The sequence below is a fragment of the Bacillus pseudomycoides DSM 12442 genome (assembly GCF_000161455.1).
GTDB lineage: Bacteria > Bacillota > Bacilli > Bacillales > Bacillaceae_G > Bacillus_A > Bacillus_A pseudomycoides.
On sequence record NZ_CM000745.1, the window covers coordinates 5,661,259 to 5,671,496 of the forward strand.

11 protein-coding genes are annotated in these 10,238 nt (G+C 29.6%); 3 read left to right on the top strand and 8 right to left on the bottom strand.

Annotated elements, in window-relative coordinates:
• Positions 1-222: 222 nt before the first annotated feature.
• Together BPMYX0001_RS28560 and BPMYX0001_RS28565 are read left to right on the top strand one after the other, a co-directional pair.
• Positions 223-459, top strand: coding sequence for a helix-turn-helix transcriptional regulator (locus tag BPMYX0001_RS28560; RefSeq protein ID WP_000659766.1), 237 nt, complete (start codon positions 223-225; stop codon positions 457-459).
• A complete protein-coding gene (locus BPMYX0001_RS28565; protein ID WP_033799551.1) occupies positions 452-778 on the top strand; it encodes a hypothetical protein in 327 nt (108 codons plus the stop codon). The genes BPMYX0001_RS28560 and BPMYX0001_RS28565 overlap by 8 nt, the downstream gene beginning before the upstream one ends.
• Positions 779-1,061: 283 nt before the next feature.
• Here BPMYX0001_RS28565 and BPMYX0001_RS28570 read toward each other — a convergent pair whose 3' ends face one another.
• Entirely contained in the window at positions 1,062-1,616 is a 555-nt protein-coding gene (locus BPMYX0001_RS28570; RefSeq protein ID WP_006097630.1) for a hypothetical protein, read from the bottom strand.
• A gap of 558 nt (positions 1,617-2,174) precedes the next feature.
• Between BPMYX0001_RS28570 and BPMYX0001_RS28575 the strand changes: the two genes are divergently transcribed.
• Positions 2,175-2,747: a tyrosine-type recombinase/integrase gene (locus BPMYX0001_RS28575; RefSeq protein WP_006097631.1), complete on the top strand. Its 573-nt coding sequence runs from the start codon at positions 2,175-2,177 to the stop codon at positions 2,745-2,747.
• A 2,200-nt stretch (positions 2,748-4,947) separates the two neighbouring features.
• Here the strand turns inward: BPMYX0001_RS28575 and BPMYX0001_RS28585 are convergent.
• The 7 genes from BPMYX0001_RS28585 to BPMYX0001_RS28615 all read right to left on the bottom strand — a co-directional run bounded on the left by BPMYX0001_RS28585 (position 4,948) and on the right by BPMYX0001_RS28615 (position 9,776).
• Positions 4,948-5,226 carry a hypothetical protein gene (locus tag BPMYX0001_RS28585; protein WP_033799553.1) on the bottom strand — a complete coding sequence of 93 codons (279 nt, stop codon included), beginning with the start codon at positions 5,224-5,226 and terminating at the stop codon, positions 4,948-4,950.
• Between the two features lie 34 nt (positions 5,227-5,260).
• The gene (locus BPMYX0001_RS28590; RefSeq protein ID WP_006097633.1) at positions 5,261-5,464 is read right to left on the bottom strand and encodes a hypothetical protein; all 204 of its coding nucleotides are present in this window, start codon (positions 5,462-5,464) and stop codon (positions 5,261-5,263) included.
• A gap of 54 nt (positions 5,465-5,518) precedes the next feature.
• Positions 5,519-6,070, bottom strand: coding sequence for a MerR family transcriptional regulator (locus tag BPMYX0001_RS28595; RefSeq protein WP_033799554.1), 552 nt, complete (start codon positions 6,068-6,070; stop codon positions 5,519-5,521).
• 733 nt (positions 6,071-6,803) lie between these two features.
• Complete coding sequence (locus BPMYX0001_RS28600; protein WP_006097635.1) at positions 6,804-7,334, bottom strand: SMI1/KNR4 family protein; 531 nt, start codon at positions 7,332-7,334, stop codon at positions 6,804-6,806.
• Entirely contained in the window at positions 7,306-7,512 is a 207-nt protein-coding gene (locus BPMYX0001_RS28605; RefSeq protein WP_033799555.1) for a hypothetical protein, read from the bottom strand. Before BPMYX0001_RS28605 ends, BPMYX0001_RS28600 begins: the two co-directional genes overlap by 29 nt.
• 709 nt (positions 7,513-8,221) lie before the next feature.
• Entirely contained in the window at positions 8,222-8,812 is a 591-nt protein-coding gene (locus BPMYX0001_RS28610; protein ID WP_006097636.1) for a MarR family transcriptional regulator, read from the bottom strand.
• A gap of 535 nt (positions 8,813-9,347) precedes the next feature.
• The gene (locus tag BPMYX0001_RS28615; protein WP_006097637.1) at positions 9,348-9,776 is read right to left on the bottom strand and encodes a helix-turn-helix domain-containing protein; all 429 of its coding nucleotides are present in this window, start codon (positions 9,774-9,776) and stop codon (positions 9,348-9,350) included.
• Positions 9,777-10,238: the final 462 nt, after the last annotated feature.

The following is a 10,238-nucleotide window of genomic DNA, read 5'->3' on the forward strand; positions in this document are numbered from 1 at the left end:
GGAATTGATGTGCAGATCATTTGTGTGAACAAAGTCCCTTTAGCATCATTAAGGGACTTTTTTTGTTATTACTGAAAGTAAACTTTTGAATAGAAGTTTACTTTCAATAAATATATAGTATTTCTTTTAATTTATATAAAAATTTTTATCTTTTATATAATTAAACTTTACTTTTTTACAAAATAGGTTTAATATAAGTCTTAAGAAAGGAAGGTGTTACCTATGAAGGAAAAACATGGCGACTCTATAACAAATAAAGTCTATGAATATAGGGTATTAAAAAGAATGTCACAAAAAGATTTAGCTGATGCTGTTGGGGTTTCTAAACAAACGATATTTGTTATGGAAAAGAATAATTACTCTCCTTCACTAGTGTTAGCATATCGAATAGCAAATTATTTTGAAGTTGATATAAACGAAATATTCTCTTATGTAGGAAAGGAAGATAATAATGATTGATCTATTAAACAAATGGATGTTAGAAAGCACAAACAATTTCAATATCGTTGTAGGACTTACAGCAATTCTATTTTTAGGTTCAGTAATTGCACTTTTCATTATCAGCAAAAAATTTGGTCAACCAGATGAAAGAACAAATGCTATTTACCTTAAAATTGTTTCTTGTATGTTTTTTACTCAACTTATAATGAATGGCGCATTTATTTCCTTAGTTGGTAAAGATATGTATTTCCGTCAATTTTTCATATTATTTGAAGCCATTGTCTTTTTCGTTGGAGCTGTTTATTCGTTTAAATTATATAGACAGGAATTTAAATAATTCACTTGCAAGAAACAATAAAAAACAGTAGTGATTTTATACACTACTGTTTTTTATTGTCCATTTTTGAATGTAAACTTTTAGATATTTCTTTACTTACAATATCAGTAAGAAAAATAAATCAGATACATGTAATCTCAAATCATAAAATCTATTTTATTTTTTTACTTAGATTTGAATTTTAATAAATACAAAACAGCACAAATCACGTATTAAAATGACTTGTACTGTTTTATTTATGTATTATTTTTTAGATGAAATATACTTAAAACTTATACAAAATTTAAGACGCAGGTACTAATTTCCACACAACTTCTTCTTTACTTAAATAGGTCGTTATAAGAGAACCATGCATTGGCGAAACAACATCTTTATAAGAGAGATACCCACTTTCTACTTGAAGTGTATATCCTCCCTCTACAGAAGTTATAGTCCAATAAGTTGCATTTTTCTCTTGCCAATCCAAAAACACACTACTTCCCCATGCCCAAAACCAATAAGAAACAGGACGTCCCATTAAATTTATAGGCATCTCAATACGATATTTCTTGTTTTCTTCAGAGAAATGTAATTTTACAGGATTTGCGGAAGGGTTTTCTACTGTATTACCATGTGAACTAACTAGTACGTTTAATGGAGAATTATGAAGTGGACGGAAAATTAATCCTCTTGTTGGTGAATCTGCTGGAACTATATAATAGTTTTTACTTGTATCAATCTTGTTTACTATCTCATTTACTAAATCAGATGATGCAGACGCATTTGCTTTCTCCATTGGCAAAAATCCTAAAAATATAACAAAAACTAGTAAAAACATTAGTACCCCTTTAATATTCATATCAACACTCCTTCAAAATATTTCTATTATACAATAATTGTAAATTATGAATTTATATTTTTCAATATTAAGAAAATTAAACGGGGTAAAAAATGGTAATAAATAAAATATATTTGAAAGTAAACTTTTAGATAGAAGTTTACTTTCATTAATAGAAAAAGAAAAAAAGAATCTATTACAGATTCTTTTTTCAACATATCTTAAGCCAGGAAAATGGTAATACCCTTAAATCTTTGTTAGGGGCAAAGATTTAAAAAAGAGTTTAGCTCACTAATAATTTTACACAAATGGAATATATAGTAAATTGATAATGTTTATATTGAATATTCTTAATATTGAGTTAATTTAATTTTTATTATTCCCATAAAAAACATTAATATAAAATTTTAACTAATAAGTTTTATATTTTTTATTAAGAAAATGAATGTAAACTTTTGTATATTTGTTTACATTCAAATCCTCTAAAACATTGACTTTATCCCAATTCCCCTGATATCATCAAAATTAGCAAGAAAAGTATACATTCAAAACAATATAAATAAAGAGGTACAGAAACACATGAACAAAAAAACACATCTCATTGATGTCCAACCCATCCGAAGTAAAGATCAGATTGAAGATATGAAATGGGCTCTTAAACGTCACTGTTCAGAAAGAGACTACATCTTATTCACGATTGGGATCAATACAGGTCTACGAGTAAGTGATCTACTTCAATTAGAGACTCATATGATTTTAAAATTAAAACGAAAACGTAGAAAAGAATTAAAAGTAAAAGAGGGAAAAACGAAGAAAGAACGGATTATTAATCTTACTTCTATTTTTGACGAAATATATCAATACGCCCAAACAGTAGAAAATACCTGGTTATTCCCTTCACGTAAAGGAAATCAACCCATTAGTAAAATCCAAGCCTATCGACAATTGCAAAAAGCCGGTGATTTTGCCGATGTAGAATCTATCGGAACTCACACAATGCGCAAAACATTCGGCTATTGGTTCTATAAACAAACAAAAGATGTCGCTATGTTGCAAGACATACTCAATCACAGTACACCACAAATTACACTCAAATATATTGGTATCAATAAAGAAGAAAAAGATAATATCTTAGATACATTTCAAATTTAAAAAATAAACCACTACCTATTCATATGTAGTGGATAAAATACATGGAATATATATAAAGTAAGGAATTCATTCATACCTATAATAACAAATAACATAATCGTAAAAAGGGAATGCTTGTATACTAATCTATACTGCATTCCCTTATTGTAATTGTATGTCCACTATATTTCTATTCTTCCTTTTCTAAAATTAATAAACTGACACCAAATTTCTTGGTTTTCACCCCTTTCTGTATTCACTCCATTGTAATGTAAACTCCGCATTAAATGTCCAATCTATTAGCTGTCCCCCCCTCTGTAAACCATAATAACTTTTACAATAATTATCCCAACTGTCATAAAAACAATAATTAAATTTTTACAAAAGAAAACAACTTGGATAAAAACAGGTTGTTTTCTTTTGTAGGGTACAACAAAGAAAGAGTGGAGGATTCAATACACAAACATGTCAATCAAATGGAGTAAATCGACCGATAAGACTAAACATTCTGAAAATTTAATCGCTAAGGGTTTTTGTTTACTCTTTCCTTGTTATTATGAGTTTAGCATTAAAAATAAAATAAATCAACAAAAAAATACAAAATTCTGATAAATTCGACATTTTTTCGAAAGAAAATTGCCTTACCCTCACTTAACTGTAATAAAATAAAAAAAGGAATCAACTCATAAAATAATGAATCAGTTCCTTTTTTATAATGTATGTAGAGTTTCATAATAGTAAAAAACAATATAATATTTCTTTCTATCCTGTCCATAGTATTAGCCCCACCTACGCTAAATACCCTGATAGCCACTCGTGCTATCCAACCCATTATCACTATAACAGAAAGCGCTTTCATTGTAAAGAATTCCCTAATTATTTGGGGTTGATTGTCATTTCATTACCATCAGACTATAACCTAAATAAAAACAAAAAACTTTTTTCTAATAAAACCCATACAAATGATCCATATATTGAGTACACTTCCAATACATGAATCATTTGTATGGGTTTTATTAAGAATAACTCTGAAAAAATTATATTACATAAATGCTTTTAATAAAGTTGCTACTAAAGGAAGTACTCCACCTAAGAAGGTTAAAACTGTTGTTGCAATTGCCATAATGATCACTCCTTATATTTTTCTGAATATTTAATTATTTATATTGTATTTTGAAATAACAAAATTAGCAACTCTTTTTAATATGCAATATTGCATCAAAACAACACATAAATTTATTTAATAATATATTATGTTTTTTACTTTTTATTTTCCTTATTCATCTGTTTAACAAAAAATAATTTAATACTTAAGAACAAAACTCAAAAGAAAAAGAATCCCTTATTTCTTTTGGGATTCTTTTAGGATTCTTTTTCTTTTTTAAACATTGCTCACACAAATGATCTGCACATCAATTCTTCTTTGATATACAGATCATTTGTATGATAATTTTTATAAATAATTGCGGAATAATGAACTTACATTACTGCTTTTAAAAGCTCTTGTACGAATGGAATGATTCCACCTATAAATTTTAAAACTGCCATTGCAATTGTCATATTGTTTCCTCCTTTATTATTATATTAAGATTTTTTGAATCTCTGTACCTTTATTATAGTAAGCGCTTACAAAAATAGCAATACCTTTTTGAAATATAATATTTCATATCATAAAACCCAATGTTTTACGTAAATAAAAGTATACTTAAAAAACAACATTTTAATAGCAAGGGAATGCTTGTATGCTGATCTGTACTGCATTCCCTTATTCTATGTATGCTATATTCTTATTCGCCTTTTTCTAACATTAGAACCACGAATCTTGGCGAAGACATTGGTCTTTGCCCTGTCCTAGGGTCCGTCCTCGCTTTTTATTCCACGGTTCCCTTGACCACGAGCCTCCGAACCCTCAAACTCCCAAAGCCAACCCCAGCGGGCAAAAACCGCCCTTCTGGGGCCACCTCTGGCGAGTTTGCATGAGGGTTCCCCTCATCGTCAAGGAACTTTCGCGGCATAAACGCCAGGACTCAGCGATTCCACATGCGCGGCAACCACGATTCCTTCTAAATGCATTTTTTATTCAATTCAATAATTATTGCTAACAATAAATAAAAAGCTAATTTTCTATGAAAATTAGCTTTTTAACTTTAATATTCACATAAAATTATACCTATAATTTCACTTACCATATTTTAAAACTTCTTAATAAAAAAACAGAACATTAAAGTGTATTATATTTTTTCACTTGTAATGGAATAGTTATAACATATAAATCTACAGCATAATAAGTAATCCAAATCCCTTTACCTTCAGCATCAAATCTTGATTGAAAAAACTGTTCTGAAATTTTTCTTTTCCCCCATTTTTTAGGAAACCATTGAAATACTTTGGGAACATTATATTTTTTATTAGACAACATCTTTAATCTCCATAGAATTAGAATAACTGTAATAAGGATAATAAAATTAATAAAATCAAAATACGAAGCTTTTAAAAACATATATCCTCTACCTTTTCATTAGAAATGCAACAACTTATCCTCTTAAAATAGCCTTTTTCACAATAAAATACATTATAGAAAATAGTAAACAGGTACCTACTATCCCAAAAGTCGCAATTGAAATTTTACCTGCTAACGTTTCATTCGGATCAAATGCATTAGGTAAAATTGTACCGAAAATTGCAATACACGCTAATATAATCATAAGATATTTAAATTTTTTCACCTTTTTATTCATACTAATTATCTCCCTAAATCTTTAATAATAAATTCTTTACCCAATCTCAAAAAATCATTTTCCAAATAATTTCGCAAAAAAACCTTTTGGTTTTGTAGCTGCCGTTAATAATTTTGTTTCTTGTACTTCTCTAATTGTTTCAAGGAACTTCTGATCACGTTTCTCTAACTTATTATCAATATAATCTTGTTGTTTTTGAAGTTGTTCAATTAACAATTTATTAAATTCCTCTTGTTTCTCACTATATTCTCTAAGTTTACTAACTTCATTTTTTAATGATTTTAATTCTTCAGCTAAAATTTCTCCAACTTCTTTACTAGGTACAGGCTTTATACTTTCCCCACCTGTAGCAAAATAATGTTCAATTTGTTTTATTGAGTAATTCTGTTCTCTGTGTAATTGTTTAACCATCTTCATTTGCTCAAGAGCTTTCTCATTAAAAACATTATAGCCTGATTCATTTTTCTCTAAAGGAATATACGTCCTTAATTCTTTCATCCAATTTCTTATAACATTTGGCGATTCATCTAAACACAATGCAACTTCTTTAACAGTCATCGCTATATAACCTGGTTTTTCTTTACCTAGGTTTTCACTTTTATCCATCTTTTTACCCACCTTTAAAACCTAGATAAAAACCTAAGTTTTTTAAATATCAAGGGTTATTTTCAAAAAAATCAACCTTGATACCTAGGTATAAAACCTAGGTTTTTACTAATTCATTTTACTAAGGTTTATATCCTTCTGTCATATAAAAATAACGGAGTCCTTCACATCTCTAAGTCATATTTCATTTTCTTCTTAACAAATCATTATTTAATCCATATAGCGAAGACCATGGCCGCGCCACAATTTTTTTCTAATAACCTTGCAATAAACCACAATTAAAATCATATTTTTGTTTTTTTAACATAATAAAACTCTATCAAAAGGCAAGTCATTTTATAAAATTGGAAATTCTGAATCAAAAAAAAGAGAAGAGCATAAGGGGTTTTTGGGCCCAACTAGGGGTTGGGGCTAGGCAGAGCCTAGCTTAAACGTGGGTACACGAAAATTTCCAGGATGTGCACTCACGGTCGACTCAAAATTTTCCAATTACACGTATTTTTCGTTAAAAGTAGAGTCGAGGTGTACACAAGGTACTCTTCATAGCATCAAATGTGTACCTGCTGTAGACAATACATTTTAAATAAATTGCAATCAAACATTACTTCAAAATACTAAAAGAGATCAGTCTAAATTGAGTAATTAATTTGTAAGGGGATTGTGTATAAAAAATTAGCTATATAAAAAGTCACAAGAGCACTAAACTCTTGTGGCTTCACTTTTACTATTCATGTTAAAAATCTAAATCTTTTTCATTACCATCATAATCTACTAGTAATGATCCTTCGTCTAAGGTATCCATTAACCATTCCACCAAACCACTCCATGATCTAGAAACGCTGTTAGTCTCCCTATCCCACTGTATTACTGTTGCATCGTATCCATTGCTTGATTCTAAGTCTATACAAATAGTGTCACCATAGTTTAAATCTGCAATGATTAAATACATGTCTGGCATTCCTGTCGGTCTTCGTTCTTTTTTAAACGAATCATTTAGATAGGAGCCACCACGCTGTTTTGGGCCCCAAGCAGCTATATAAATTTCTGATAGGACCGTTCCAGGTATAAATAATTCTCCACCATTATACACTTGAAGAAAATCTTTATATATATCAGGAATTTGGATGTTAAGTTCATTTTGAAGGATTGTTATATCTTCTAAACTAATTCCATCATTTAAGGTATGAATACCATCTACATATTTATTAACTTCCTCAAAAAATGGTTGTAAATGATTATTTTTTGAATAATATTTTCTTAGCATAAAACCATCTCCCTCTATTCATGTTTCCACGGTGAGCGTCAAAATGTTCATTTACATCCATATTCCTTCCCTTTAAAAATTGAATCTTAGCTGGCGAGCCAGCTAAGTCAGGATATTCGGTAGCAGATTTCATATGCTGTCCCTCGTAGCCTTTCACTCTTCCAATTTTTTTAACCAATTCTTTCTCTTGTCTCCATGCGTGGCGAACAACTTTCTGATGAAGAGCTGAAAACTGTTTATTTGTTAGTCATTTTCCGTTTACATATAAAACTATAATTTAGAGACAGACAACAATAAAACATAGGATGTTATTCAAACGCTCCAAAATCCTTTTTAAAGAATATAAATCTAAAACAATACTATTTGTCGTAAAAACAAAAATACCCGCTTAAAAAGCAACATAAACGGTTTTAAATGAAGGTTTTCGTTTGCTTTTGGGGTTGAGGCTGGTTCGTCGTGTGGGGGCGAAACCCCACATATAACGTATTCTATTAATTTGGTAAGTGAAATTTTAAATCGAATCACTAGCGGTTCGGCTCGTATAATAGCAAATTCAAGCCGATGATCCCTAATAGTTGCTTTTGGATGTATCGGCTTGGTGCCGCCAAAACTCGAGCCGAAAAAAGTTTTGCAAGGATGTAATAAAGCGAAAAGGGTGGAGATTTTCTGTAGCAAAGCGGAGGAAAATACGACCCGTTCCTTGCGGAACTTTTAGCCTTAATAATATATAGAGTGAGAAGGACAAGCATTTAAAAGTTTTAAAAAACCAGTAATACCAAGGGTTTCAAGATTTTTCGTACGTATCAGATTTGATACACTTTCGTATCAGATTTGATACGTACGAAAAATAAAGAATCAAAAAAAAAAGAACTAGTCAATAGTTCTTTTTAAAATAATCTATTAGGTAAATTCTTAAGTGTTTTATTATTCATAGCTTTTCTAAACATAGTTACTAAGGCTCCTTGAACATCATCACGATTTCCAGCATAAATAATATTGGGATTAACATAAATTGCATAAGCTTTTACATTATTACCTTCAACACCAGATTCAGCTTTAGCTAATATACCTTTTTTAACAAGGCTATTAATAACCCTACTAACTTTTGTTCTACTTGTCCCTAATACTTCTCCTATTTGAGTAATATTTAATGGAGACGCATATTTTTTAGTAATATCATCTACAATCGCATTTGAATGAAGTCCTATGTAAGCCTGTATATCCAGCAAAAAGATTTTTTCCTCTCCAGTCATATAATCTTTTTGTCTTAAATACTCCCAATTCAACTGTAATAACTGAACAAATTTAGCTTTATTTTTTACTTTCTTTTCAGGAACTAATTTCATTCCTCTTGAGCCAGCTTTTGCTTGAAGTTTATTTGCTAATTGCATCTCTTCTTCTGACAAGATCTTCGAATCCTCGATATCTCTCAATCTTGCATTTTTTTCAGCTTGTTTTAAATTGATAGTATTTGTCATAACTTTTCTCCTCATTCCTAGTATTTACAACTAGTACGGAGACTCTTTTTATGCTATTATGTAATTAGAATTTTATAAGAATAAAAAAGCCTCTTATGTATAGTTGTAGCGTCGCAACTCAATTATATCATGATTGGCTTTTTTTGTTATAACTAATAGAAAAAGAGTCCTAAATAATAGGGACTCTTTTTTACTTTCATTTTCATTATAAAAAATGAAAGATGGCTTAACATCAACCATCTTTCATGGCCCAGTACCAGCGTTCTTATAAACCAAGAGCAAAATAACAACTAAGTGTAGAATTCTAAAAGAGGAAGAGAGAGGGCAAGCTACGGGAGTGGGCGCCCACTCCCCAAAAACTACGTTTTTGACTTAGCAGGAGATTCCTACAACCTTTACCGCTTTTTCGGTCTCAAAATTTCATTTTCTCATCCTAAAACGGTTGTCGCTTCGCTCGATTTTCTATCTTTATAAAAGTAAACTTTTGAATATTTGTTTACATAAAATAAAAAGAAGATCAAACTAGAAAAACAATCTAGTTCGGTCTTCTTTTTATTTTAAATTCATTAATAATTGCTTTTTTCACATCACTATAAAATACCATTATCAGCATTCCCAGTATAGTTAAAAATAAGGAAATTCCTTCAATACCAATAAATATCCCTATAAATATAAGAGCAATACCTATAAAAAAGCTAAAATCATTTTCATCATCATCGTCCTCACATTCATCTTTATCTTTTTTATCTAACTCCCCTCTAACATCCTCTGATCCCTTTATTAACTCATCAATTGTTACTTCATACAATTCACTAAGTAAAATCAAATTATCAATATCAGGATAACTTTTATTGCTCTCCCATTTATAAACAGCTTGTCTAGTCACTCCAACCTTGCGAGCTACATCTTCTTGTGAAAAGTTTTTTGATTCACGAAACTTTTTCAATTGCGAACCTAAATTCATATTATTCACCTCTAAGAAATTATTACATATAAAACCATAATCAATAAAGAAACCATTAGTCTAATAGATGTAAACTAATGGTTCACATATTTAAATTCTTGCTAAATCACTTAAATCTATATTCAACTAAAACAATATTATCAGAAACTAAAAAAGAATCCTAAAAACATAGGATTCCTTAATGCAAAAATGTGATATTTCATTAACCCGTCAATATGTAATATTACATATAAATATATATTGATATAAATGTAAGTGCTTACTACAATAAAAGCATAAAGATTAATCACATCTTAGTACCAACAAAAGAGGAGGAAATAATATGGCAATCGCAATGGCAGTTTTAAAATTTGTAGGTGGAGTAATTCCATTTGTACAAGAGCTTTTAAAAGCATTTATGTAAGTTGTTTATTCCGCAATTATTTATAAAAATTATCATACAAATGATCTGTATATCAAAGA

Coding starts and splice junctions, on each gene's coding strand:
- BPMYX0001_RS28560 (WP_000659766.1), top strand. CDS start 223: ATGAAGGAAAAACATGGCGACTCTATAACAAATAAAGTCTATGAATAT.
- BPMYX0001_RS28565 (WP_033799551.1), top strand. CDS start 452: ATGATTGATCTATTAAACAAATGGATGTTAGAAAGCACAAACAATTTC.
- BPMYX0001_RS28570 (WP_006097630.1), bottom strand. CDS start 1,616: ATGAATATTAAAGGGGTACTAATGTTTTTACTAGTTTTTGTTATATTT.
- BPMYX0001_RS28575 (WP_006097631.1), top strand. CDS start 2,175: ATGAACAAAAAAACACATCTCATTGATGTCCAACCCATCCGAAGTAAA.
- BPMYX0001_RS28585 (WP_033799553.1), bottom strand. CDS start 5,226: ATGTTTTTAAAAGCTTCGTATTTTGATTTTATTAATTTTATTATCCTT.
- BPMYX0001_RS28590 (WP_006097633.1), bottom strand. CDS start 5,464: ATGAATAAAAAGGTGAAAAAATTTAAATATCTTATGATTATATTAGCG.
- BPMYX0001_RS28595 (WP_033799554.1), bottom strand. CDS start 6,070: ATGGATAAAAGTGAAAACCTAGGTAAAGAAAAACCAGGTTATATAGCG.
- BPMYX0001_RS28600 (WP_006097635.1), bottom strand. CDS start 7,334: ATGCTAAGAAAATATTATTCAAAAAATAATCATTTACAACCATTTTTT.
- BPMYX0001_RS28610 (WP_006097636.1), bottom strand. CDS start 8,812: ATGACAAATACTATCAATTTAAAACAAGCTGAAAAAAATGCAAGATTG.
- BPMYX0001_RS28615 (WP_006097637.1), bottom strand. CDS start 9,776: ATGAATTTAGGTTCGCAATTGAAAAAGTTTCGTGAATCAAAAAACTTT.